Annotated in this window: 22 protein-coding genes and 6 pseudogenes; 17 read left to right on the top strand and 11 right to left on the bottom strand. The window is 53.9% G+C overall.

Annotation, left to right across the window (positions count from 1 at the left end; all coding sequences use genetic code 11):
- The first annotated feature begins 128 nt into the window (after positions 1-128).
- On the top strand, positions 129-416 hold the full coding sequence (ddfA, locus tag NGM29_RS19810) for a DdfA family disk-determining factor (RefSeq protein WP_254160890.1): 288 nt from the start codon (positions 129-131) through the stop codon (positions 414-416).
- Between the two features lie 1,006 nt (positions 417-1,422).
- Positions 1,423-1,758 (top strand): hypothetical protein, encoded by a 336-nt coding sequence (locus tag NGM29_RS19805; protein ID WP_254160888.1) that lies wholly within the window; start codon positions 1,423-1,425, stop codon positions 1,756-1,758.
- Between the two features lie 597 nt (positions 1,759-2,355).
- On the opposite strand, the gene NGM29_RS19800 is transcribed toward NGM29_RS19805, so the two are convergent.
- The 4 genes from NGM29_RS19800 to NGM29_RS19785 all read right to left on the bottom strand — a co-directional run bounded on the left by NGM29_RS19800 (position 2,356) and on the right by NGM29_RS19785 (position 8,088).
- The gene (locus NGM29_RS19800; protein WP_254160886.1) at positions 2,356-3,426 is read right to left on the bottom strand and encodes a M48 family metallopeptidase; all 1,071 of its coding nucleotides are present in this window, start codon (positions 3,424-3,426) and stop codon (positions 2,356-2,358) included.
- A gap of 581 nt (positions 3,427-4,007) precedes the next feature.
- The gene (locus tag NGM29_RS19795) at positions 4,008-5,654 is read right to left on the bottom strand and encodes an outer membrane protein assembly factor BamB family protein (protein ID WP_254160884.1); all 1,647 of its coding nucleotides are present in this window, start codon (positions 5,652-5,654) and stop codon (positions 4,008-4,010) included.
- Positions 5,632-6,315 carry an alkaline phosphatase family protein gene (locus tag NGM29_RS19790; RefSeq protein ID WP_254160882.1) on the bottom strand — a complete coding sequence of 228 codons (684 nt, stop codon included), beginning with the start codon at positions 6,313-6,315 and terminating at the stop codon, positions 5,632-5,634. Before NGM29_RS19790 ends, NGM29_RS19795 begins: the two co-directional genes overlap by 23 nt.
- 423 nt (positions 6,316-6,738) lie before the next feature.
- Positions 6,739-8,088, bottom strand: coding sequence for a cytochrome P450 (locus tag NGM29_RS19785; protein ID WP_254160880.1), 1,350 nt, complete (start codon positions 8,086-8,088; stop codon positions 6,739-6,741).
- A gap of 136 nt (positions 8,089-8,224) precedes the next feature.
- Between NGM29_RS19785 and NGM29_RS19780 the strand changes: the two genes are divergently transcribed.
- The 4 genes and pseudogenes from NGM29_RS19780 to NGM29_RS19765 form a co-directional block, all read left to right on the top strand.
- Entirely contained in the window at positions 8,225-8,854 is a 630-nt protein-coding gene (locus NGM29_RS19780) for a helix-turn-helix domain-containing protein (RefSeq protein WP_254160878.1), read from the top strand.
- Positions 8,854-9,280: pseudogene (locus NGM29_RS19775) on the top strand (hypothetical protein). Before NGM29_RS19780 ends, NGM29_RS19775 begins: the two are co-directional and overlap by 1 nt.
- Before the next feature lie 221 nt (positions 9,281-9,501).
- Positions 9,502-10,539 (top strand): ATP-binding protein, encoded by a 1,038-nt coding sequence (locus tag NGM29_RS19770; protein ID WP_254160876.1) that lies wholly within the window; start codon positions 9,502-9,504, stop codon positions 10,537-10,539.
- 132 nt (positions 10,540-10,671) lie between these two features.
- Positions 10,672-10,839 (top strand): annotated as a pseudogene (locus NGM29_RS19765) (IS5/IS1182 family transposase); the annotation flags it as partial.
- Positions 10,840-10,954: 115 nt separating this feature from the next.
- Here NGM29_RS19765 and NGM29_RS19760 read toward each other — a convergent pair.
- Positions 10,955-11,767 carry a CPBP family intramembrane glutamic endopeptidase gene (locus NGM29_RS19760; RefSeq protein WP_254160874.1) on the bottom strand — a complete coding sequence of 271 codons (813 nt, stop codon included), beginning with the start codon at positions 11,765-11,767 and terminating at the stop codon, positions 10,955-10,957.
- Between the two features lie 260 nt (positions 11,768-12,027).
- Between NGM29_RS19760 and NGM29_RS19755 the strand changes: the two are divergent.
- Positions 12,028-12,867: pseudogene (locus tag NGM29_RS19755) on the top strand (IS5 family transposase).
- Positions 12,868-12,966: 99 nt separating this feature from the next.
- On the opposite strand, the gene NGM29_RS19750 reads toward NGM29_RS19755, so the two are convergent.
- Positions 12,967-13,317, bottom strand: coding sequence for a DUF7979 domain-containing protein (locus NGM29_RS19750; protein WP_254160872.1), 351 nt, complete (start codon positions 13,315-13,317; stop codon positions 12,967-12,969).
- A 962-nt stretch (positions 13,318-14,279) separates the two neighbouring features.
- Here NGM29_RS19750 and NGM29_RS19745 point away from each other — a divergent pair.
- The 4 genes and pseudogenes from NGM29_RS19745 to ribH all read left to right on the top strand — a co-directional run bounded on the left by NGM29_RS19745 (position 14,280) and on the right by ribH (position 17,230).
- Positions 14,280-14,825, top strand: a complete 546-nt coding sequence (locus tag NGM29_RS19745; RefSeq protein WP_254160870.1) for a cupin domain-containing protein — start codon at positions 14,280-14,282, stop codon at positions 14,823-14,825.
- Positions 14,826-15,238: 413 nt separating this feature from the next.
- Positions 15,239-15,610, top strand: a complete 372-nt coding sequence (locus NGM29_RS19740) for a hypothetical protein (RefSeq protein WP_254160868.1) — start codon at positions 15,239-15,241, stop codon at positions 15,608-15,610.
- 167 nt (positions 15,611-15,777) lie between these two features.
- Positions 15,778-16,636, top strand: a pseudogene (locus NGM29_RS19735) (IS5 family transposase).
- Positions 16,637-16,825: 189 nt separating this feature from the next.
- Positions 16,826-17,230 carry a 6,7-dimethyl-8-ribityllumazine synthase gene (ribH, locus tag NGM29_RS19730; protein WP_254160866.1) on the top strand — a complete coding sequence of 135 codons (405 nt, stop codon included), beginning with the start codon at positions 16,826-16,828 and terminating at the stop codon, positions 17,228-17,230.
- Between the two features lie 192 nt (positions 17,231-17,422).
- On the opposite strand, the gene NGM29_RS19725 is transcribed toward ribH, so the two are convergent.
- Positions 17,423-17,635, bottom strand: coding sequence for a type II toxin-antitoxin system HicB family antitoxin (locus NGM29_RS19725; protein WP_254160864.1), 213 nt, complete (start codon positions 17,633-17,635; stop codon positions 17,423-17,425).
- 48 nt (positions 17,636-17,683) lie between these two features.
- On the opposite strand from NGM29_RS19725, the pseudogene NGM29_RS19720 reads away from it, so the two are divergent.
- The 3 genes and pseudogenes from NGM29_RS19720 to NGM29_RS19710 form a co-directional block, all read left to right on the top strand.
- A pseudogene (locus NGM29_RS19720) lies at positions 17,684-18,766 on the top strand (phage NrS-1 polymerase family protein); the annotation flags it as partial.
- 96 nt (positions 18,767-18,862) lie between these two features.
- Positions 18,863-19,165 (top strand): hypothetical protein, encoded by a 303-nt coding sequence (locus NGM29_RS19715; protein ID WP_254160860.1) that lies wholly within the window; start codon positions 18,863-18,865, stop codon positions 19,163-19,165.
- The gene (locus NGM29_RS19710; RefSeq protein WP_254160858.1) at positions 19,166-19,684 is read left to right on the top strand and encodes a PIN domain-containing protein; all 519 of its coding nucleotides are present in this window, start codon (positions 19,166-19,168) and stop codon (positions 19,682-19,684) included. It abuts the gene before it with no gap.
- Between the two features lie 229 nt (positions 19,685-19,913).
- On the opposite strand, the gene NGM29_RS19705 is transcribed toward NGM29_RS19710, so the two are convergent.
- From NGM29_RS19705 to NGM29_RS21350, 3 genes and pseudogenes are all read right to left on the bottom strand, one after another.
- Entirely contained in the window at positions 19,914-20,315 is a 402-nt protein-coding gene (locus NGM29_RS19705) for a PIN domain-containing protein (RefSeq protein WP_254160856.1), read from the bottom strand.
- On the bottom strand, positions 20,312-20,560 hold the full coding sequence (locus tag NGM29_RS19700) for an antitoxin VapB family protein (protein ID WP_254160854.1): 249 nt from the start codon (positions 20,558-20,560) through the stop codon (positions 20,312-20,314). Before NGM29_RS19700 ends, NGM29_RS19705 begins: the two co-directional genes overlap by 4 nt.
- Before the next feature lie 40 nt (positions 20,561-20,600).
- Positions 20,601-20,771, bottom strand: a pseudogene (locus NGM29_RS21350) (DUF3006 domain-containing protein); the annotation flags it as partial.
- A 97-nt stretch (positions 20,772-20,868) separates the two neighbouring features.
- Between NGM29_RS21350 and NGM29_RS19695 the strand changes: the two are divergent.
- Positions 20,869-21,141, top strand: coding sequence for a PadR family transcriptional regulator (locus NGM29_RS19695; protein WP_254160852.1), 273 nt, complete (start codon positions 20,869-20,871; stop codon positions 21,139-21,141).
- On the opposite strand, the gene NGM29_RS19690 is transcribed toward NGM29_RS19695, so the two are convergent.
- On the bottom strand, positions 21,138-21,347 hold the full coding sequence (locus NGM29_RS19690) for a DUF7979 domain-containing protein (RefSeq protein ID WP_254160850.1): 210 nt from the start codon (positions 21,345-21,347) through the stop codon (positions 21,138-21,140). The two genes, NGM29_RS19695 and NGM29_RS19690, sit on opposite strands and share 4 nt — an antisense overlap.
- A 260-nt stretch (positions 21,348-21,607) precedes the next feature.
- Here NGM29_RS19690 and ddfA (NGM29_RS19685) point away from each other — a divergent pair, with 260 nt between their 5' ends.
- Positions 21,608-21,856 carry a DdfA family disk-determining factor gene (ddfA, locus tag NGM29_RS19685; RefSeq protein WP_254160848.1) on the top strand — a complete coding sequence of 83 codons (249 nt, stop codon included), beginning with the start codon at positions 21,608-21,610 and terminating at the stop codon, positions 21,854-21,856.
- 320 nt (positions 21,857-22,176) lie between these two features.
- Entirely contained in the window at positions 22,177-23,391 is a 1,215-nt protein-coding gene (locus tag NGM29_RS19680; RefSeq protein ID WP_254160846.1) for an MFS transporter, read from the top strand.
- The last annotated feature ends 53 nt before the right edge of the window (positions 23,392-23,444 follow it).

The following is a 23,444-nucleotide window of genomic DNA, read 5'->3' as shown; positions in this document are numbered from 1 at the left end:
GGCTGCAGTGTCTGGATTTTTACCAAGGGCACGAACAATTGATTTGTACAACCCAATCTGCTTTGGCAAACCTTTTACGACAAACCGGTATACGAGGGGTTATGTCAACTGATAGTGCATACGTAACCATGAGCGAGTCTTCATCTAACAAGAGAGTCTCAGCCAGTACGACGTGGGGAGAGGACAGTACAAACACGCCAGTCTATGCTGTCGTCTCTGCGGTTGCAGAGGTCACTGGCACGGGTCCGATTGACTTGCCGCCACTCCAGACAGCAATTGACCCCGACGCGCTGAACGCCCTGTTTACGTCGCAATCATCCTCTGCACTCGATCAGGTTCAATTTCAATACGCCGGATTCGAAATCGCTGTCTTCGGTGATGGGGTGGTTCGAATTTACGCTGACTTCGGCGACTAACTCGGTTTCTCGCATACTGTCTCACTGGGCGAGATAAGCCTGTATCGAATTCGGTATCGAAGAGTCAATTTCACACTTCTTCTCTTCAAAGTCTGTACTCACGTTGAGCTGCTTCCCAGCGGATCAACGACTCTTCTCTCTTCTGGCCTTGACTAGAATGAGTGTGATTGAACTTTATGGAGACTCATCGCCGAGTGCCGTATGCGTGGGTAGCAACAGATGCCTACCGAATCACATACTTGCTCCCTTGAGTGTACCTAATCGACTGACCAAATTCAGGTGATTACTCAAATGACCTGATATTGCAAGGGAAATACGCTTGTTTGTCACAGACACACATTCAATTGATCTGTTCCCATGAGAAGTCACCTAGCTTGTACCAGCTAAAGAATTACAGGGAGCAGATCCGACAGATCCACGAAGAGCCGACGACACCCCACTAATCCAGAGCCAGAGTACGCGTCGGGGCTGTGATAAAATACCTTTCAGATCGGCTGTTACTCAGCGATCTACGTGTCTGTGCCTGCGAGCCACTGGTTTGTAGAGAGTTGCATTTTCACACCGGCCTTGAATATGACAGGTCAACACTCTTTGTATGTAATATTGATCTTAACTCTGGTCTGATCCTCTTGACAGGCGAGGAGACAGACCGTTCGGACTTTAGCCCGATCCAGTTGACAGCTAGCCACCTCATCCCCTCGAGGTGGCCACTTTCACGTACCGGATACGCTCGAACAGTTGCTATTCGTGGTCTAACTACTTAATCGCGAGTAATGTCGATAACATCTGTAAACTCAAACCGTATCCCACCAGTCGCACTATCGGTTAAGATAGAAGAATCGGTAATGAAGCGCTCTATGGCATCCGCTAATAGTGGTTCGGATTTGTGGGATTGTTTCTGCTACCTCTCTAAAACCGTCTCATTGGGCGAAACGTAGCGTGAGGCGGTGCAATTCTGTGCTATCGTTTTGGGGGTTTAAATGTGGATTCAAAGTAGCGCCCAATAATGAGCAATTCACGATATCCTACTCAACTGAACGAAAGCAGCCAATCTGTGGACGGGACGAAACAAAAGACAGCGGCGGATAGTACTAGTTCTCTAGCCAAATCCGATAAGGTAGCCGTTTCTGGCCGGGAAATTGAGCGGGGAGAATCCTATGATCACACAGGGCATGGGCTGGTCGAAGTCTCCGGGATTTGGAAGGGGACCAAAACCCTCAAGAGTGTTCCGTACACGGACGAGGCGGGCATGATCATCGTCAGATTCACGGTCCGTAACTCCGGTGAGCAAGCAGTTGAACTTGCCGAGACACTCCCCGACTTTCTTAGAGGGCTCAGATGAGATGTGATATTCATGTTGATTCCTCCTATCTATCCAAGATTCCGTCTCTAACAACTTCTGTGTAATTCATTTGTTGAAGCACTCTATCTATCTACTGCAACAATCCTTGAAAACGCAGGAGTTGTATGTCACTCTGTTACACTGGAATACGGCTCTGTTAAAACTCTCAATTGATGAGAAGTATCGATGGATGCGCTACGTGCAGGGCTCAACGACAACCATCCGTTCCACACTCCACCGGACTGTAGGGGAGTAACCGCTACAAGACTGGCGCTCCTATCAGTAGCATGAGCGTCATTCTGAAGTTCTCAATTCCGGCCCAGGTAAACAAAATTCTTTTCCAAATATTCCTGTATAACTCTGGTTTTATAGAAATCAAGTGCGTTCCGACCACCTATACTGAGCGATCACTACCTTCGTAGATCGGCTCTCGTCTTGTGGTGCATTCGCGCTGCCTATGCAGCAGCGTTGGTGAAAACCTAGCACCGACTGAGGGTTTCAACAAGGCCGATTCGTTCTACCTTGTCTGCCAAAGAATCCTTGAGTCCAACCCGTGCTCGCCGGCGACAGTTTCGGCGAGAGTCATCGCCCGGCCTATTAACCAGAGATACGCTTCCGAAGACGCTCGAGTCTAGTCTGGGTGGGGGGATGGGTACCGAACAGCCGGCGGCGGACGAACCGACGACTCCGGTCGAAAAAGCGATACTCCTCCCACGGAGGCGGAACGATCGAAAACGCCGCCGTCGAACGGTGGCTCCGGAGGTCGCCATCTGGTCGCCGACCCGTCTCTCGATCGAGCGTTTCGAGAGCGCTTGCGAGCGCGGCGGGATCGCCGGTGAGCGCGACGGCTCCCCGGTCGGCGACGTACTCGCGGTAGCGCGCGAGTGAGGTGACGGCGAGGGAGGTGACGAGCATAATCGGAACCGCGAGGAAGAGTAGAAATCCCGTGTGAGGTCCTGCCACTCTCGGGTCGGGATCCTCCTCGGCCAGCGGTTCAACCTTCGCCGCGGGAAGCGACAGCGCCGTCAACACTGCGGCGTCGTGGTTGATCACGTGGGTGAGTTCGTGGGCGAGAACGGCATCGAGTTCTCGATCCTCGAGTCGGTCACACAGCCCGCGGGAGACGACGATAGTTGACGACGAGGGACGGTAGCCGACGGCGGCCGCGACTGGTGTTCGCGAGCGGCCGAGTTCGACCGTCGGGGCTGGCGCAGCTGCCTGCTTGGCCAGCCGGTCGATTCGCTGCTGGAGGTCGGTTCGAGCCGTCATTTGATTACCGCCTCGATCACCGTTTTGAGCGTCGGTTTCGGGGACATCAGCGAGGTCCGCGAGGTCGTCGTGGACAGCCCCGTCAGCGGCCCACTCGTCGTACACCAGCCGTGCGGTCCCATAACCGACGGCGATAACACCGGTGGTGATCCCTAGTATGACCGGCGTAACCGGCGGGAGGGCCTCGATCGCGACGTAGCCGGCGAACGCCAGGAACGAGCCACCGATGGCGATCGGGACCCTACGTCGCGAAAGCGGCATCGGTGGGTCGGCTAACCGGCGTACAACCGGCTCGAACGCCTCTGCCATCCCGTCGTGGTCGATTCGACCGACTACCAGGGGAGCGGGCATCAACCGTCGATACAGGGCCCCGACGGCGGTCCAGGTGATGAGTACCATAGTCGAGAGAACAGCGAGTACAAAGATGGCTAAGGCGAACTCTGGCAGTACTATGATGAACGCAGCTGCCATCAACGAGGCGATGACAAACTCAGTTGTGAGCAATGTCACGATACCAACAACGGCAATGACACTCGCGACGCATATTCGCAACCATAGGCCGAGAGTAAGTCGATTGACGGGCATTGGAAGGCACAGCGGGCGGTATTTACACGACACGTTGGAGACCAGTTAGAAAAAACCACTGTTCGGAGCCCGACAATGTTGCCGTTCCGGTGGCGACACATCGAACTCGCGTGTGCGGCCTGATCGCATCCGTGTATCATCGGTATCGACTTTAAATCCGTACTACATTCGCGCCTTATATCTTGCATCTCTCGCCAAACCTACTCATCAAGTATCACAAATAGCGTGCAAGATACAGAGGATGGCTGGGCCACCGTCAAACCGACGAGCCACCGTGGCTGATCGTATGGGAGACCGCGACTGGTTCCAAATCCGGATCCAGCGAGGCGGTGCCGACGACTGCAGTACGTCGCTGGCCGGGTTTGTGGTCGTTTCGGGGCCCGCTTGAATCGTCGTCAGTTCGAGGTATCTTCGTTTGACCCCTCTACGCCCGCATCCAGTGCGTGCACTGTTGCACGGTCAGCTGAAAAGAAGACGGAACCATCAGCGAATCTCGGCTCGCTTATGTTGGAATCGGTAACGAAGTTCCACTGTTCCTCGCCGGTGGCCGTATCCAGTGCGTTTAACCGATAGGCGTCCTCGTAGTCTGTGTTAGTTTGGGTGGCAGTAAAGAGGGTATCTTCAACGACGGTTATCGGCGACAACAAAAAATAACCGGCGTGGAAACTCCATCGTTCCGTCCCCGTCTCCGGCTCAATCGCGTGAACGACGCCTTCGTCGCCTTCCCCGAGCGCAGTTCCGACGAAGAGCGTGCCATCTGCCCTGGTCACTGTGTCGACGGAATTGTCCGCCGCGAATTGCCACTTTTCCTCTCCCGATTCCGCGTCGATGGCGTACAGGTTTGCACACGTGGGATGGTCGTAGCAATCGTCCGTCCCGACATACAGAGTGTCGTCGAACACGGTCACGAACTCAAGTTCCGGCCTTTCGGTGTCCGGTTCCGAATTCACCGTGAATCGCCACCGTTCCTCGCCGGTGGTCGCGTCCAGCGCGGAAACGTAGTACTGGAAGTTGCTCGGCTGATCAGTTTCACTGTCGACCGCTCCGAGGAACAGCGTGTCATCGACCACCGAGAGGTCGGTCGTCACTCCCATGCCGACGTCGGCGCGCCACTCTTCCTCGCCGCTAGCCACGTCCACGGCAAACACGTTCCCCTCGATATCAGCGACGTAGAACGTGCCGGAGTCCGTCTCGGCGAAAGAGTCCATTTTGACTTTGAGACGGGTTTCTATCCCGTACCCAACCTTGAAGTCCCATCGGTGGTCTCCGGTGTCCGCGTCCACTGCAGTGACGCAAAATTGCTTGGGGATGAAGACGGTGTTCTCCGCCACGTGTATCGGTGCGACGGTCACATCGTAGTCGTCGAACTGCCACTTCTGTTCGCCCGTGTCTGCATCCAGCGCGTACACTGCAGTGTCTTCTACGTCCCGATCGGAGAAAACGTGACTCGTAGCATAGACGGTGCCATCGACCACGATGGGCTGATCGTGAAACTCCGTGTCGTCAACGCCGAATTGCCACTCTTCGTCGCCCGTCGATGCGGACAGTGCATGGACGGTATCGAGGTTACTCACAAAGAGGGAACCATCCGCTACGGATGACAAGTACGGTCTACCAAGGGGATCCGGAGTTTCGTAATCGACTCGCCACAGTTCTTCACCTGCACTCGATTCTGTGTCTCCGTCACTTTGGCCACCGGTAGCTATCCCGGTGCCGATTCCTGAAAGGAGGCACGTACCCGCAGCACCGGCCAGGAACCTGCGGCGAGGAGTTGATTCGAACGCCTGTTCCCCGAGTGACCCACTATCGTGTTCACCCATACGCTCGCAGAACTCATTGTCGACGTTTTCATCGGGCCTGCTGTCGGTTTGACCGTGATCAGCAACAAAGAGAAGTAACGTCTCTTCGGCAACATCCGTTTGGAGACGATCACAGAGTTCACGCTGGAGCGTTGCCGAAAGGCAGTTCAGTTCGGCGCTGTGCAGTTCCGAACGTGTGCCTTCAGCATGCCCGGCGGCGTCAACGAGGGGGGGTGTAGCCATAACAGTACGTCGGGGTGGAGCCGTGTTCGAGGACACGCCGCAGCCGAAGCGCGAACTCAGCAGGAGAAGTGTAGGTATGAGTCGTCGCGCCGGCCGTCTTAGGGTCGTCGCTGGAATCGAACGGTTCGATGACGTGCGTGTCAATGCCCGCTGCTTCGAGTTGAGGATAGATCGGCTCACCAGCGAACAGAAGAGTCTCGGCGAGGTCAATCTGCTCGCCACGTTTTGTCTGGAACAGCAGCGATTCGACAACGAGGTCACGCTCAGGAAGATAGATATTCCAGCCTAATTGGCCATGCTCGACCGGTTGGAGCCCGGTGTGAAAGGTCGGGACACAGGCAGGCGTCTCCGAGGGGTAGACACTCGTCACGGGCGTCACGCGACCTCGGCGTGCTATGCGGTCAAAAAACGTGTGATGAGTGTACGTCTCTTGGAACTGCTCAAAGCCGTAAGCATCAACGAACAGAACCACGACATTAGAAACGTCCGTATTGACACCGATGAAGACGTCTTCGGGCAATGTTGGACCCACGGAGGCGTCGAGTGCGGCGGCTGCCGTGCCTGGAACACGGGTGATACAATACCCATCGTAGTCCGGGTGCATGAACCCGGGACGAACCGTCTTTGCTCGGAGGTCAGCCGCGTGGTCAGTATTGATCATATCCGATTCCGTCAACAAAACAATAAAAACGCTCCTTCTATCACTTGATATGTCGTGGAACGTAGGGTTCGCGGATCTCCTATCGACTATCTCCCGTTGATGTTCTGGAAGGGAGGATAACCGTCGTTGACTACATCCATTGAGCCGGTCACGTCGACTCTGACATGACCGCGTAGTTCATTTAGTGTGTGCTGAACTTCGCCTGTCCGACTGGATTGCCGGGTGCGGAGTAGACGACGATTGAGGCCGCAAAAATAACAACAGGAACCGCGAATTTGCTGACCTCGGTCACCAATCCGATCCACGCTGAGAGATCAGCGACCGCGGCAGTCAGTGGAGCCCAGATTGCAGTCACAACGGCGAACGCTACCGCGAATCCGGTCACTGTCCGCCAACTGCCTCGAAACACAACTCGGTTCTCAGTCAGGGGATCACCTCGTTAGCTTCACTACGCTCACGGAGTTTGAGTTTGATCGGTCCACTGGGCTTGAGGTTCGTACTGGCGATCAGGTCTGGCTCCGGCTCAGACACAAGTTCGAACGTGTATTCGCTGAGGATCGTTGCAAGCACGGTTTTCATCTCCATCCTCGCAAACCGCATCCCGATGCAGTGACGCGGCCCGCCGCCGAACGGAAAGTGCGCATACTCTGGGCGATCGGTGTCGCCGACGAACCGATCTGGACGAAATGTTTCTGGGTCATCCCACCATGCTGGATCACGGTGGACGACCCACTGAGGCAAGACCAGCGTCGTCCCCTCTGGAATCTCGTATCCCTGTAGCTTCACGTCTCGCATCGCTTCTCGGAAGAACATGTACACGGGTGGATAGAGGCGCAGCGCCTCATCGATCACATTTGCTGTTCGGTCGAGTTTCGGGAGGTCGTCGGCAGTCACTTCTCCATCGCAAACAGCGTCAATTTCCGCACGGAGCGTTGCTTGTTCCTCTGGATGCTGGGCAAGACAGAGGGCCGTGTACGTCAGGCCGAGTGCCGTCGTCTCATGACCGGCGAAGAGGAACGTGATCATGTTGTCGCGGAACTCTTTTCGGGTCAGATCATTCGCTTCGACGAACCCGACGAGGATCGACAACAGGTCGTCGCCGCGGTTCTCGGGCTCTTGGGCCTGCCGCTGTGCGGCCAACTCATCAACGAACGCTTGGAGCTGTTCGAGTTCTCGCCTATATCGCTGGTTCGTCGGCGTTGGGAGTTGGTCTGGAAGGAACGACCAGAACCGGCTCGTATCGAACCGGGCGAGAATCGCGTCTGAGGCTTCAGTGACCACTGAATTCTCTGTCACGTCTACCCCGAACAACGTCCGACCGAGTACGTCCATCGTCGTCGCCGTCATCGTATCGATGACGTTGATGATTTCTCCATCACTCCATTGCGTGACCAGCTCGCCGGCAGTCGCATGCATCTCGGGAACGTACGTGTTCAACCGATCTCGGTAGAATGCTGGTTGCATCTGTGTGCGTTGGATCTGCCACTGGTCGCCGCCTGCCAAGAACAATCCTTCACCCATCGCATCATCCAGATTCCGTGTCACGACATCGCCTTTCTCGAACGCCTCATGATCGTCCAGAAGAATCTGCTGAATCGCGTCCGGATGGGCGACCATACATGCATCCGTCCCGAACACCTGATAGCTTGCGACTCGACCGTACTCGTCGCGCAACTGCTCGAAGAACGCGAAAATGTCGCGGCTCAAATCGACTGTGTTCCCGATGACTGGCAGTCCCTGTGGACCAGGTGGATAGCTCGCTTCTCTACTCATATTTACTCATTTTCGGTACTCGAACTCCGGTGTTCTGTCGGACAGGTCCGCCCCTTTTTATCGGTTCTCGACGATAACTCCTCTAATGCGACACTTACAATTACAGCTTCACTTCCCGCCTGAAGCGCGACACCCAATGCACCAGTTCCTCGTTGATCAGGATTCGATTCAACGAGCGTACCTGCGACACTGGAACTTCTCGAATCCCGAGTACATCACAACCTTGCTGCAAATCGCCGGAAACGTTGAGGAAGGACGTGATGAGTACCTCGCAGCACTCAACACCGCGGAATCCGTTCAGGAGTACGATGTGACGCCAATCCACGACCGCAGTTTCTACGTCTATATTCGGGAGAGTGCACAAGGATTCGCCAGTCGCCTCCGCGCCCTCCTCACTGATACAGACCTACTTATCGTCCCACCGATTGAGTACGGCACTCATGGTGAGATGCTATTCGAGGTTGCCGGCGAACAGGATGCCCTTCAGAGCCTAGTCGCCAACCTCCCCGATCACCTCTCTGTGTCGGTCAACCGACTCAGTGAATACGACGCGTACCGAGAGTCACAAGTCACAGCACTAACTGATCGGCAAGAAGAGGTACTCGACGTTGCACGAGAACACGGGTACTACGAAATCCCTCGACAGACTAGCGTTCGAGAAATCGCTGATGAACTGGGCTGTTCGAAAAGTACCGCTGCAAATCATCTCCGAAAAACAGAGGCACGACTTGTAGCGCTCTACGAAGACCGTTCCGCTAAAAAATGATGCAGGAACGATTCAGTTGGGAAGGGGCAGCCAGGTCGTTGCTACTATCTCCTCGTCGAGTTGAAGAACGGGATCGCGTGTTCAAGGCCCTCTCAGCTGAACCTCGCCGCCAACTCATCGTCTCGTTATTAGATGCCCCATCAGACAATCCCGTGCCGTTACCAGAGAGTGCAGTAAACCCCCAACATCCCTGCTGATTCTGAACGCCTTCGGCAGGAGTGATACCATCACCATTTGCCGATGTTAGCTGATGAGGAGTTCATCTACTGGGAGACTGACCCGTTGATTGCAGATCGAGGCTCACAGTTCGACCACGTCGCTGGCGTCCTTGAAGCGTTACACGCAGCTTCGACCGAGATCCCCGATTCGTTAGTGATCGGTTGTCAACGTCTTGAACGGGAACAACAAGGAAATACCAGGGGCTGATTTCGTATCAACTTTGATCAGTTCGCATAAGTAGTGATCGAATCGATCGGTCTAATTCAGAACTCATTGTGAGGGACTACTTGGACGAAATCTGCTAATGCCACCTCATGTTATTTCTTTCATCACTCAAAATGTGATAATTGGTAGAACTTATCTCTCAAATTCGAGTATTTTCTACCGATTTCTATGAGCTTATTCGTTGTCATTTGAACTTATTCACTATGGAGAGTGAGGGAGCACGGTTACCATCGATATTCAATGATTTGGATGTTGGAATTATCCTCTATCAGCCACACACAGGGAAGATACTCGACGTAAATGACTACACAGAACGTCTATTTGGGTACTCCGCTGCCCAACTCCGGGCGATACAGGTCGACGAGTACACGGCACCGTCAACCCCGTTTACCCAGGCAGAGGTTGTCGACTTCATCCAGACAGCAGCCAGCGGCGAGCATCCGTACTTCGAGTGGCAAATCGAACGCGTTAACGGGGAATTCCGATGGACTCACGTCTATCTTACTGAGACGACGATCGATGGGTCGCAATATGTACTCGGACAAATCAACGACATTACTGAATATAAGTCTCGAGAAAACCTGTTACAGTTGCTCACGCGGATAATCCGGCACAACCTCCGGAACGATATGTCGGTACTGATCGGATATGCCGAACAACTGCAAACGGCAATTGAAGACGACCGCCTCGAAGAGGAGGTACAGACGATTCTGGATGTCGCAACCGAAGTCGGTAACCTGAGCAATTCTATCAAGGAAATCGAACAAGTCACCGACCCTGACGTGACCAAGCGCTATTCGAGAAATCTCCGACGCGTCGCTCGAGAGCGTGTCAAAACAGCCCAAGCTGCGTATCCTGACTGTGAGTTAACTACTGACGCCTCAGCGGACGTGTGGGTAACTGCTGACGAAGGACTGACCTATGCACTTGATCACGCAATCAGGAATGCTGTCGAACACAATGATTGTGATACGCCTAAGGTCACTGTAACTGTCGATGACGATAACGTCAGCGGATTAGGTCAGATTCAAATCGTCGATAATGGGCCACCGATTCCTGAGATGGAAATCGACGCAATCGATGAACGGATCGAGACATCCAGCACCTATCACGGTTCAGGGGTCGGTTTGTGGGTCATGAAGTGGTGTGTTGATTCGTTGGGTGGGAAACTCACCTTCAAAGAGCGCTCGCCTCGAGGAAACATTGTCTGTTTTTCACTTCCTAAAACGGATCAACGGTAGGAATAGCTGTATCGGACATGTACTAGCAGATTATCGAGCTACTCTGAGGGTCGGTCGATGACTCTGGCAATTCTAATATCCTTCCACCGCTAAAGTCGTGGGGTTCCCCCACTGGGGTTGAACCCACGGCAATCGAGAGGTGACGAAACCTACCATCAACGTTCTATCGCAGAATCAATATTCTTCGCGTTACGCAAACGGTTCGGGCCAACACTTAAGCTGAGAACGTGATTTGGACAGTTCCGAGAACTCATCTTTAAAATAGTTGTCAGAAATATTGAGAAATCGCTTACGTTCTAACTCGGATGATCTCGAGCGTCTAAACAAGATCCAGGGCGCGTGGTTAGCAACTGTCACCAGAGCTGACAGGGCGTAAACCCGAGAAAGAGGCATTCGTGAGTCGATCACACGCGAGTCACGATACTGGTTCGACTGAGGATTTCGGCACCATCGTCCGTCCGTACCGGAGTACGAGCACGGCGATAGTCAACCACCATAATCCCGAGCCGACAACCAAGGGGACCAATTGGGAACCGGCCAGCAGACCGCCATCGCCCTCCAAGAGCGCCCCTACGTTGACCGTCGCATGCATCAGCATCACTGGAAGTACCCTGCCGCCGGTGACGTTGACGAACGCGCCGAGTACAGTCGCTGCTCCGACGATGAAGGTTGTGTACGTCAGTAGCGATACCAGATCAAGAGAGTAGGCCGCTTTGCCACTAAAGAACAGCGGAAAGTGCCACGCCCACCATAGGACTCCAATTCCGAGCCCCGCGGTCAAGACTGACGTGCGCTCTTGTAGCCGTGGCTGGAGGAAGCCTCGCCAACCGAGTTCTTCCACCCCTCCGAACAGAACGACGTTGGCGAGAAGGAATAGTGCGATAGCGAGCAGTGACGCCGGAGGGGCGTAGGCCAGCGTTCCGCCACCGAGTGCCCGGACGACTTGTTGTACGTTCGTGATCACGAACGGGACGAGCAGTGCGACGAGATACAACCCAGGATGAACCCGCCAATCAAGCGTCCTCTCACTCCACGTCTGTAGTGATCCGTCACCTGCCCACAGAACGATGACGGCGGCTATCGGGAGTCCCCACTGTCGAGGGAAGGTGACCGGAAGGATTTCCCACCAACCGAGAAGATAGTAGATGGCGTCCCAGGTCCACGTCCATCCGAACGCCACAAGAACGAACATCACCAGTTGATGCCGCCAAATCAGCGCTCTTATCATCGCTGCAAATTACTCATCTAAGCGATATAAATCGAGGTGAATATCAGCTGACCGCACCAGTTCGCTGTCACCGGTCGTGTTCTGCTTGCTCGTAGCGCTGCTTCTGTTGAACTCGGGCTCTGGATTCAGCACGTCGTTTGTGACAGTAATATGGAGGTTCGATCAGGTCTTACTGAATACTCTGCTCTGGCCGTGTTTAAACGCCGTTCAGTTGACGCCTCGCCTGGGATTATGAGGGATTGAGTGAGGAAGCAGCGAGTATGCCGTCTCAACTTGCCCGCTTCACCGACCGATGTGTCGATTTGTCCCAGAACGCTGTCACTGGCGAGCCAGCACCGGCGGTAGAGAAGGGTGACGGTGGCTATGCTGATTGGGTAGTCGTCTCGATTCATTGCCTCCGAGAGTAGCTAAACCAACCCTACCGCCGACTGCTCGATATGCTGCACGAGATGCCCGGAATCGTCGCGAAACTCGGCCTTTCGGTGGATCAGCTGCCGGATTTTACCACTGTCTGTACGCAGAAACAAGATCTCAAAATGCGCGTCTGGCGGGTGTTACTGCGGTCATCTGTCTCGCTGCACGAACTCGGTGACGTCCAGGCGATCGACGCCACTGACTTCAAACGTCATCAAGCCAGCCGTCGCTACGTCCTCCGCGTCGGCTACAACTTTGACGATATCAAGAGGACGGCTCTCGTCGATTGCGATACGAGTGCCATTCTCGATGTCCACTGCTCGATGAAACAGCCCCACGATACACAAGTTGGACGGCAGGTGCTCACGAGAAATCTCGCCAAGCTGACCACGACCACCGCCGACAAAAGCTACGACTGGGACGCGCTCCGGCACGAACTCAGGGAGGCTGGCATCCGCCCGTTGATCAAACATCGTGAATTCTACGCACTCGACAAAGCGCACAACGCACGACACGACGAGAACGTGTATTACCGCCGGTCGATCGTCGAGGCGATCTTCTTTGCGTTGATGCATCGATTCGGCTAGACGGTGCGGGTGAGAACCTGGTTTGGGAAGTTCAGAGAAGTCGTCCTAAAGGCTGCCGTCAGAAACATCGAACAAGTTGTGAGGCGCTATCACCACTGATCTCGCACGTTTAAACAAGCCCCAGAGCGCGAATGGGGCAGTGGTTGGTGGCCAATCAGGTGAGGGACGATCGATCAATACAGGATATGTACTACCCATTTACTGGCTTTCGCACCCCTCGCCCGTATACGTTAACAGTACGTGTGTCTTGTTTTGGTAGGTGACATTGTAGACAGTCGTTGTATCCCAGTACCGGAATTCCGTCGGTTCGAGGTTTTGGTCCGTGGTTGTATAACTTCCATTGGTGACGGCCTCTTCAACAACCTGCTGTGCGTCACTGCTCAACTCTTCATATTTGTACGTTTCAACGACCTCACCGTAGTCCTCTGACGACTCTACGACTTCGTGCATTAAGTGGCACTCTGGTTCTGCAGACCCATCCGAGGTACAGCCAGCGACGAGGCTGGAGAAAGTAAGACAGCCGGCAACAAGATACGAACGGCGGTTCATAGTAATCCGTCTGGCAGTAATATGTAAATGTCTTCCCTAAGGTCAAGCGTTGATTTGACCTACCCTAATTGGTTAGTATATATCAGTTTATTCCACACATGACGTACCATATATGAAATGACTGTGCTGCATACATCCTCTGTATCTTGCACGCCGCTTCTGACAACAGATCGGTAGTTAATCGAGTCTCTGCAAGAGACACAGCGAAAGTGCTGCATTCGATGAAAGTCGATTACTGAGGTGATGATCGATCAATACAAGAGGGAACTGACCGAGACAAGTTGTTCTCGATTCGAAAAGTGAAGGTGTAGTCGCTCCTTTAAACGGGAGGTGGCAGTGGTGGTGTGTCGTTCTTGAGGGGCGACTCTCAAACGTTCATCCGCGTTTTCAGAACTATTTCGGGCTCATATAATCCATTCCAACGATGGGCTGTTTTGCCGACATCCTGAGAAGTGAAATATCGATCTCTACGCACAGTTATTGATTACTCTGCACATTTTTAGCCGGCCGAAAACCCTGACTTACGCCAGGGTTTTGCCGGCGATAGCTGAGTACGTCACTGGAGAGCCGTTGGATCGTATGCAGGATGCCACAGTGGGTCTCCAGGACAGGTGATGATACCGGCTCAAATCCGTATAAACCCACACCACTGTGTCAATTATTACCATGGCCGGGCCCAAAGTTCTGCATTCAGCTCACAGTGAGCGTGTCATAGAACTCTTCTCGTACCCTTCGAAGTGACCGAAGTGATAGATACAGGTAAAGGCGTTACCGGAGCAGCTATCAACCTCTCGGATAGGCGTCAGAAACGGTCTGCTGAATATAGAGGATCTTTGCAGCAAGTTGGTTTCCTTTGGTTCTCATTAGCACGGTGTAGATCATCTGTTCGCAGACTCTGCAAACAGTATATCATTTTTCTGTTGTATGTATAAGTATAAGGTCATTCTACATAACGGTCAGTTATGGTAAAGGACGAGGTTCCTAAATCAGAACTGACCCCCGAGGAACTTTCCCGAACTCACCTTCCCGACCAAACAATGTACAAGATCGGGACTGAGCACTCCGAGGATACGGATTCCGAAGGTGTTCGGAGTACTCCACTGGTTATCAGAACGAACGAGTTCAGATTACTCTACTTCGAGATGGAGCCCCCCGAAAAGATCGATTGGCATACACACGCCCCGGGTCTCGACGAGGTAAATCTGTGTCTCGACGGGCGAGCCAGATATACCCTCGAACGGGGAGATGGAAGCCATCAAACGCTCGAAATCGGGCCGATGGAGTTCGTCTACGTGCCGGGTGGAGCACGACACAAAATCGAGGCAATCGGCGAGCGGTGTCACGAATCGCTCTCTGCGGCCAAATTCGATACCGTCGCCCGACTCGAAGCTCTTGAAGACGATACGGATGCGACGGATTCCGACGAGAGTGAATGGCAGGATGCGCTCTTCGTCGATCGGAAACGGAACGAAGTCGTCGCTCTCGATGAGAACTACGTTTCAAAGTAACATCCGAGTCCCTCGATGGCCCACCAGACCTGTTCAATTCGCATCTGGACGCTCGGTGAGCCGTCTGATTGAGCGAACCGGAGCATTCGTTTTGAACGTCCTTTTAATGCGAGATACGAACCCTGTATTCAGCATGATTCTCTCTACATCTATATTAGCTGATGGAAGAAACGGCGTTAGGTTCGCACGTATAGTGAGCAGACGGTTCATCGTCCTCGGCGTGAAACAAACAGAGCCGTTGTACTGCACTCATGCTCTGTATCTTGCATACCGTTTCTGACAGTGATTCGGTAGTTTGCTGAGTCTTTGCAAGATACAAGCCGCGTATCGGTCATCCACTCTTCCGCTAGTCAACCGCTATACACTCTTTTGTAATCGTAATACTTGTAATGCTTTCAATTATCTAAACAAATATGGTGGACGATTCATCTGACTGGCCGTGGCCCCAATCACTCGACGCAGTTACGGCGGCCCCCGACTCGCATATCGTTCTAATGGAGAATGAACAGGTTCGTGTCGTTGAAGTCGTCATTCTACCCGGCGAAAAGGAGCCGATGCACACCCACCGGTGGCCGAGCGTGATGCTCGTTGATCGAGCGGCTCGAATACGATACTACGATGAAGATGAGAACGTCGCATTCGAATCACCAGAACGAGAAGCAAATGAGACCGCAGAGCGATCCCCACCAGAGACCGAATGGATGGAGCCAGAGCCCCCCCATGCAGTCGAAAATATTGACACGATTCCCTATCACGCTCTTCGAGTCGAATTAAAGAACGGATAGGGGATGAGCGGCCCCATCTCGGTAACAGTGTGCGTCCATGACGTTGGTCATGCTGAATCCATCCTCTGGGCCTTGTTTAGACGCTCAAACGTTAGCAGTGTAGAGCTGATCGAATTCTTATCGCCGTGCTAGTAGCTCGGAGAAAATACCAAATCTACTAGGAAGTGATGCGGGACGGGTTCGTTGTGCACACGAAGGCCTCCCGCTTCACAGAGATGGTCGTATCGCTCGCCCAAAAAAGCCGTCGTTGGAACGCCAGCACCGGCCTACCGTCCGGGAGAAGAAGGTTACGCTGACTGGCTGATTCTCGCCGTTCAGGGATTGAAAGAGTATCTCGGCCATCCGTACCGGAAGCTGATGGACGTCCTCCGCGAGATGCCGAGAGTGACGAAATCACTCGGATTGATGCCTGAAACGGTCCCACACTTCTCGACGGTGTGTACGCGAAAGCAGGCGATTCCGATGAAGCGGTGGCGAGCGATCCTTGATCAGTCCGTCGAACTGTATGATCTCGGTGATGTGCAGGCGATCGACGCAACCGGTGTCGATCGCGTCCAGGCCAGCCAGCACTATACAAAACGGACGGACTATACGTTTGAGGCGGTGAAGACGACGCTGCTTATCAATTGTGAAACTAGTGTGATTCTCGATAAACACTGCTCGATGAAATAACCGCACGATATACAGGTCGGCTGGCAGGTGCTAGTGCGGAATCTCGACGAGTTGGCGACTGTCGCTGCCGATAAGGGCTACGACTGGGAAGAGATTCGCACGAGGTTGCGTCCAGAAAGTATCACGCCGCTGATTCCGAAGCGAGACCCTGGAATGCGGGGGTGGGCGAAAAATTTGCTCATCAAGGATCGGGCGTATAACCAGCGATCGAACGCTGAATCGGTGTTTTTCGGACTCCGATGCAGATACGGCGATACGCTCTGGTCAAGAACCTGGTTCAGTCAATACCGTGAACTTGTCATGAAATCCGCCGTCCGCAACATCGAACGCACAATAGAGGACTCACACCCGTGAAATCACGCGTTCAAACAAGGCCCAGAGGATGGATTCAGCAGTTGGCCATCATTGATTGCACGTCGATTCGGATGAATCAGGTGTTCGGTTGCAACTGGTAACGCAGCATATCTCCTGTCATTTGATTACTGTATAACAAATTTGTTATCCATAACGAATATATGGGGTTACGGTAAGTCAAAAACTGCAATGACATCGCTTGGATTAGTCATCACACAATTTTACGAGGAGTTGGCTGAAGAGATGGAAGCAGTGGCACTTGAAAAGCTCGATAGTCGGACGGCCGAACTCGCGGAAACAGTCTACGTTCGGGGAGTCTACGACACTCCGCTGGCAGCTGATCGGCTTGCACGCCGAGAGAATATCGACGCAGTCGCCGTGTTGGGTGCTGTAATCACGGGTGATACCGACCATGATCAGGTTGTCGCTCGTACGGCGGCTTCCAAACTAAGTGATGTGAGCCTCAACCGTGACACTCCTGTGACGTTCGGTATAATCGGTCCCGGAATGAGTTCCCCAGAAGCATACGAACGAATTGAATACGGTGCTGAAGCTATTCCAATTGCGCTCAAACTAGTCTCGGAACTTCCGTAGATTTGCCTCTGTAGCGTGGCTTCAAATTCGATATGTGCCGTTCCTCGATTAACTGATCTTGATTACCTCGCCCGAACCGTCGTGCAAGACTCGCGCGCTGTATTCAGCACAGATACTAAAAGCTGTCAAGCTGCGTGGAGTTCAACAAAGCCAAGGGAACACCTTAGAAAGGTGAAAGTGAAATCAGTCGAGTCACGGTGCCGAGGACGACTCCAAGTTACCAGCGTCTGCCGGCACCGGACGCCCGTGAAACTCAAGCGACTCGGCGATATTTTCGAGGGCGGCGGCTTTCGTCTCGCCCTGGCTGGCGATCCCGGTCGTCTCGTCAGTCGCGACGTACCACTCGCCCTTGTGGGTGAGCATGACCGTCTCGTCGGCTGACTCCCGCCGTGATCGCGTTCCCATGCCTGTGATGACTGTGCCCGACGGAAAGCTTGTGCAACGCGGGGGCCCGACCTCGAGACAGCCCTCGAGTATCAAGCATCTGCTCGAGCAGATGGAATCGGATTCGTGTTTACGAGCACCGATCCGCTCGTTGGGATCGACCTGGACAAATGCCGTGATCCAGAGACTGGCCGACCAGACAAAGAGGCAAAGGAGATCGTCAAGCACCTGGACTCATACACCGAGGTCTCCCCGTCGGGAACGGGATATCACGTCCTCGTTCAGGGAGAACTCCCACCTGGACGAAACCGTCGAGGTGGGATCGAGATGTACGATCAGTCTCGTTTCTTTACCGTCACAGCGGAGCACGTGCGTGGCACACCGACGGTGATCAACGAACGCCAAGACGCCCTCGAGGCTATCCACGAAGAGTTCGTCGCTGAAGCTGACGATGACGAAGACGCTGTCGTCGACATTAACCAGAGCGAAGACACACCACAAAAGCAGGTACTCGGCCTCGAGGATTCAGCCCTTCTCGAGAAAGGCCGCTCGGCGGGCAACGGGGAGAAGTTCGATCAGCTGTGGCGAGGGAATACTAGTGGATACGACAGCCAGTCAGAAGCTGATATGGCACTATGTTGTATGCTTGCGTTCTGGACGGGTGGGAATCGCGTACAGATGGATCGGCTGTTTCGACAATCAGGGCTCATCCGAGGGAAATGGGACGACGTCCACCACGCCGATGGATCGACATACGGAGAGAAGACCCTCGAGCGCGCAATTGCTGTGACGGATGACTTCTACGAGCCGACAACGTCTACTGTGGAGACGTCAGTAGGTGTTGCTACTACTGACACCGATACTGCTTCTACTCTCGAAGGTGGTATCGCGGAACCGGACTCGATAGGGATTGATCGGGTGTACCTCGAAGAAAAGAACGACCTTCTCGAGACCCGTATCGACGAGTTGGAGCAGACCATTGCTGACCAACGTGACCAGATCGAACAGCTCACAGCAGAGCGCCAGCAGTTGCGACCAATCGTTGAACAACAGGAGGACGACCTCGAGGGAACCATTGAGACAGCTTCCGAGAAAGATGAGGGTTCGTCATCACTCCGAACACGGATGCAGCGATTGTGGCGGCGCAATTGACGTGCGGTGCCATTTTTCGTCCTTCCTACGAACCCATTTGGGCTCACATTGTACACACGACAACGGCTAAGTGCGTTGGCTCACAATGTACACATAATGAGTACCGACAAAAAGCGCGTGCAGTTTCGGGCCCCCAACCGACTCATTGACCGGGCTGACGCACTCGCTGCGGTCCTTGGAGAAGATCGAACAGACATCCTCGTGACAGCGCTTCGTGAGTATCTCCAAGACGCCGCTCACGACGACGCACTCACCCAGGAAATCGCTGCTGCCTATTACGACGACGAGATTAGCTACGAGCAACTCAAAGCGCTTGTCGGGGCAGAGGAAGCCGCCAACCTCCGTGTGTTGAAACAACAGCTTGACGAAGGCTTCGTCGACGAGGTTGCCGAGCTATAGATGACGAGATTAGTAGCAGACACATCCGCACTGGTGAGTCTCGGAATCGCCGCGGACTCCAATCCAAATCCACTCTCGCTATGTCTGAATATCCACGACGTACTCGTACCAGAGATGGTCGTCGAGGAACTACAGGAGATTGCCTCGTACGATGACGACCACGGTCAAGCCGCTAGCACGGTTCTTGCTCAAACCACCGAGATGACGGTGCAGTCAGTTGATCTTGATGCTGAGTTCCCACTCGACGATGGTGAGAACGCTGCAGTCACTCTTGCAAACAATATTGATGCCACGCTGTTTCTCTGCGATGAATTCAACTGCCTCGGTCTGATCCACGCATCTCTAGCCGATACACGACTCGTGACGACACCAACACTACTCTCAGTGTTTGTTCGAACTGATCAGTTGACATCCAATGAAGCACTCACACTCCTCGACGACATCAGCGCTGCCCGAAGTTGGGACGCGAATAGCTACGTCCAGCGAGCCCGCTCACTACTTACTGAAGAGGAATCCTAAACCTTCGACCTCTTCCCTGCATCACTCCGAACACGGATACAACGTTTGTGGCGGCGAAGCTGACCTCCGTAGGGAACGCAGCTATTTGGACGAGTAGTCGTCGTTACTGCCAGTGGTCCTCGATTTCTGATCTCCCATGTGGTTACCCCACGAGTGAAATTTCTAACCGATCGTGGGGTAATCAATTCCCGCGGATAGGAACGAAGATAATCTGGAAAAGAGTGGTGTATCAGTTTTTGTACTCTTCGACCTGGATGACTTTTTTCGTCTCTGCATGAGTGAGATCTCCGTCTCCAGAGACGACAGGCGCGTCCAGTTCGCGGCCTACGGCTGCAATTAGCGCGTCTGGTCCATCGAGGTAGGGACCTCCAGGCGCGATTTCGTCTGCGACCTCGCCCGCAATTGTTGCCGTTCGCTCATCAACAGTGTAGACTTCGGCCCAGGAGAGGTCTGCACGAGCCCCATCGACGTCCCCGTTCGGAAGATTCCCTTCACCAACAAGGACCTCTGCGTACGCTGGGACAGGCATCACCCAGCGGACATCAGCACCGCCTGCGGATTCATAGAAGTCGCGAGTCTCCTCAAGACCATCCAGATAGTCGATCAGAAACGACGCATCAAGGACCTTCATGCGCTATTGTCTGCCCGTCGTCGCATCCGTTTTTTCCGCTTCTCTTTGGCTTTCTGGCGCGCCTCACGGACGCTCTGAGATTCCTCATCGGACCAGCGGCCAAATCCGTCGTAGAAGTCGCCCATGACATTCTCGCCGAGCACACGCTCAAGGACATCGTTGTAACTCTCGCCTTTGCGCTTCCGTTTCTCCAGTTCGCGTTTCACTGTGTTACTCACACGGATCTGCTCATCAGCCGTTCCCATCTCGCGTTGACATTCGCGTTGACGCTACTTTGGTCTTTGGTCAGCCTCGCTCGGATACTCGTGTCGAGAGACGATCGAGACGCTCCTGTGCAGACTCTTTGCGAGACTGTGTAACTTCAGGCAGATATGCGGATTCACAGAGTTCGATCGCTTCACCAGCGATATCGAGAACTGCCCCTTCGTGTTGAGCTTCTGGTGGTAGCGTCGTTACACAGATTCGAGGAGAAAGCCCACAAGTACGACCAATTCCCCTAACAATTCATACGCCGGATATAACAAACATATCATGTGTTGGACTGTCCCTTGAGATGGACGACCTCACAGGGTTCCAACGAGACCTCCTATACGTCATCGCCGGTGCCGACCAGCCATCTGGCCAGGATGTCAAAGAAGAGGTGGAGCAGTACTACAGTAGCGACATCAATCATGGGCGGCTGTATCCGAATCTCGATACGATAGTCAACAAAGAGTTAGTCGAAAAGGGCCAGCTAGACCGGCGGACGAATTACTACGTGATCACGGACTCCGGAGAGCGAGCAATTGAGGAGCGACGGGAGTGGGAATCACAGTATGTCGATTAGCTGACGGAGACCTCGTAGTAGTTCGTGTACTTCACGAGGTCACATCCCTGGAGTCCATCTGCAACTGAACAATCGACAGAAGCACCAGTTGACTCTGTAAGGGTCGGAAACTCCTCCTTTGCACCTTCTTCTAGTTCGTCATAGTGGCAAACACGGGAGTCAGCGGGCACATCGTCTACTGGCTTGAGCATGAGTTTTGGTGTCATGCTAGTCTATAGCAACCACAACCTCTTCAATATTTTTGCGATGAAAATCTATGATCGTTCATAATCAAACCCGTTCAAATGCTGATGACTAAACAATCGTACACCGGTGAGCAGACGCAACTGAAACAAACCGAGGCGAGGAGATAACTTTCGACGAGTCACGCGTTAACACCACTCAAAATGGAGTTACTCCGAGCCCATAACTGCTGGTAACAATAATATCGAAAAGTATTACCAGAGTGCTGTGGCTCGTAGTATCAATGACTCAGTCTCTTGCGAGCAAGAGCCATGAGATACGCGAACAGATCGTAGACGGAGTGGCCGCTCTTGAAGGCACGGACCCACTAGAGCTTCCACCACTCTATGACGTCGTCGAACCAGATGCACTGGAGTCAATCTTTTCTCCAACCATTAGTGGGACTGCCCGAGTTGGCCGGATAGAATTTCCATACGCAGGTCACACGATTACAGTGGAGGTTGAGGACGAGCCGGTTGTGAGGATTGAGTGAGAACAGCTGAAACGTCGATGTTAACTGAACTCACCAGATCATTTGACTCTAGTTAATCGCCGTGCTTCGTCGGGTTATGGCGGATCAGGCGCAAGATCATGGCGTTACGCCATGGATACACGCCGTCAGTTGGGAATCTCTACGTAACGCAGCAAAGCCGAGTTGTCAACGCGAGCGTTCAAGAAGGCAGGCCATATCCCTGTGAAAGAGGAATCAGGCTAGGAACGGAGCGCTTCCCGCCTAGTCCTACGACTCTGGAATGGTCATACTAAAGGCGTTCAGGAACGACCGTCTCGAATGTGAATATTCGGCTCCCAGAGGTGAAAAACGAGGGGCGACTTGTTCTCGGGTCGGTTATCGTCAGCACGTTTTTCATCGGCTTCGGCGGTGGCGTGATCTTCCCCATCTTGCCGAATCTGGGTGCTGTTCTCGGGATCTCCCCGTTTCTCGTCGGGCTTATCTTGAGCGCGAATCGATTTTCACGACTGTTCGCGAACGCACCGGCCGGGAGTCTCGTGGACCGATTCGGGACGAGAAAACCGTTCGTCATCGGCATGTTCATCCAGGGAATCTCCACGTTCGGCTACGTTATCGCAATGCTCGCACCACTTCCCGAAGTGTGGTTTATGGCTGCCCGCCTCCTGTGGGGCGTCGGGAGCGCGCTCGTCTTCGCGACCGCGTACACGATAGCCGACGACATCAGCGACGGTAGCTCACGCGGATCGAATATGGGGCTCATCAGAGGCGGGGTGCTTTTCGGATTTCCAACGGGCGTGGTACTCGGCGGCCTCGTCAGCGAACTCGCCGGGAACGTCGTCGCGTTCGCGGTCGCTACTGTCTTCGCGTTTCTCGCCAGCGCCATCGCCTACCAGACGGTGCCCGAAACACACATTGAAGGAGGAGTGAATCAGTCGGTCAAGCCGTGGGACATCAATACGAGTCTCCCCGCGGTCACGGTCGGCCTCGTGAACTTCGCCGTACTGTTCGTCTACATCGGAGCGCTGTTCGCGACGCTCGTCCTGTTCCTTGATCGAAACCAACTCAGCGTCTTTGGATTCGATGCCCAGGGCTCTTCGGGCCTGTTTATGGGCCTCACCGTTGTCGCTGCGGGCCTGTCGATGTATCTCGGTGGGTACGTCAGCGACCGGACTCAGTCACGAGTCCCCATTTTGCTCCTGTTTCTGGGCGTCACGTCAATCGGATTCCTGTTGCTCGCACTCGCGGATTCTGTGGTTACCCTGGCTATCGCCTGCGTATGCATCGGGCTCGGACAGGGCGGGACAAGCGGGCCACTGATGGCGCTATTAGGCGACCTCGTCGTCGACGGCGAGATGGGTCGTGCCGTGGGGACGAACAACGTGTTCGGGGATATCGGCGGTGGGTTTGGGCCCGTTGTCACACTTCCGATCGTCGAGACCGTTGGTTTTTGGCCCGTATATTTCTGCTGTGCGGCCATGCCACTCATCGCGGCTGTGATCCTCCTAGGTGGTGTCCGACGAGAGACCGGTCACTTTCTCCCGAGTGTCGGGTCCTGACGCGGTATCCGCTGTGTCGCCCTCAGAAGCGTTTCGAGACGAGGCTTTCGATC

Source organism: Natronosalvus rutilus, assembly GCF_024204665.1.
Classification (GTDB): Archaea; Halobacteriota; Halobacteria; order Halobacteriales; family Natrialbaceae; genus Natronosalvus; species Natronosalvus rutilus.
Note: the sequence above shows the minus strand (reverse complement) of the source record. Positions and strands in the feature narration are given on the sequence as shown.

Coding starts and splice junctions, on each gene's coding strand:
- ddfA (WP_254160890.1), top strand. CDS start 129: ATGAGCGAGTCTTCATCTAACAAGAGAGTCTCAGCCAGTACGACGTGG.
- NGM29_RS19805 (WP_254160888.1), top strand. CDS start 1,423: ATGAGCAATTCACGATATCCTACTCAACTGAACGAAAGCAGCCAATCT.
- NGM29_RS19800 (WP_254160886.1), bottom strand. CDS start 3,426: ATGGTACTCATCACCTGGACCGCCGTCGGGGCCCTGTATCGACGGTTG.
- NGM29_RS19795 (WP_254160884.1), bottom strand. CDS start 5,654: ATGGCTACACCCCCCCTCGTTGACGCCGCCGGGCATGCTGAAGGCACA.
- NGM29_RS19790 (WP_254160882.1), bottom strand. CDS start 6,315: ATGATCAATACTGACCACGCGGCTGACCTCCGAGCAAAGACGGTTCGT.
- NGM29_RS19785 (WP_254160880.1), bottom strand. CDS start 8,088: ATGAGTAGAGAAGCGAGCTATCCACCTGGTCCACAGGGACTGCCAGTC.
- NGM29_RS19780 (WP_254160878.1), top strand. CDS start 8,225: ATGCACCAGTTCCTCGTTGATCAGGATTCGATTCAACGAGCGTACCTG.
- NGM29_RS19770 (WP_254160876.1), top strand. CDS start 9,502: ATGGAGAGTGAGGGAGCACGGTTACCATCGATATTCAATGATTTGGAT.
- NGM29_RS19760 (WP_254160874.1), bottom strand. CDS start 11,767: ATGATAAGAGCGCTGATTTGGCGGCATCAACTGGTGATGTTCGTTCTT.
- NGM29_RS19750 (WP_254160872.1), bottom strand. CDS start 13,317: ATGAACCGCCGTTCGTATCTTGTTGCCGGCTGTCTTACTTTCTCCAGC.
- NGM29_RS19745 (WP_254160870.1), top strand. CDS start 14,280: ATGGTAAAGGACGAGGTTCCTAAATCAGAACTGACCCCCGAGGAACTT.
- NGM29_RS19740 (WP_254160868.1), top strand. CDS start 15,239: ATGGTGGACGATTCATCTGACTGGCCGTGGCCCCAATCACTCGACGCA.
- ribH (WP_254160866.1), top strand. CDS start 16,826: ATGACATCGCTTGGATTAGTCATCACACAATTTTACGAGGAGTTGGCT.
- NGM29_RS19725 (WP_254160864.1), bottom strand. CDS start 17,635: ATGGGAACGCGATCACGGCGGGAGTCAGCCGACGAGACGGTCATGCTC.
- NGM29_RS19715 (WP_254160860.1), top strand. CDS start 18,863: ATGAGTACCGACAAAAAGCGCGTGCAGTTTCGGGCCCCCAACCGACTC.
- NGM29_RS19710 (WP_254160858.1), top strand. CDS start 19,166: ATGACGAGATTAGTAGCAGACACATCCGCACTGGTGAGTCTCGGAATC.
- NGM29_RS19705 (WP_254160856.1), bottom strand. CDS start 20,315: ATGAAGGTCCTTGATGCGTCGTTTCTGATCGACTATCTGGATGGTCTT.
- NGM29_RS19700 (WP_254160854.1), bottom strand. CDS start 20,560: ATGGGAACGGCTGATGAGCAGATCCGTGTGAGTAACACAGTGAAACGC.
- NGM29_RS19695 (WP_254160852.1), top strand. CDS start 20,869: ATGGACGACCTCACAGGGTTCCAACGAGACCTCCTATACGTCATCGCC.
- NGM29_RS19690 (WP_254160850.1), bottom strand. CDS start 21,347: ATGACACCAAAACTCATGCTCAAGCCAGTAGACGATGTGCCCGCTGAC.
- ddfA (WP_254160848.1), top strand. CDS start 21,608: ATGACTCAGTCTCTTGCGAGCAAGAGCCATGAGATACGCGAACAGATC.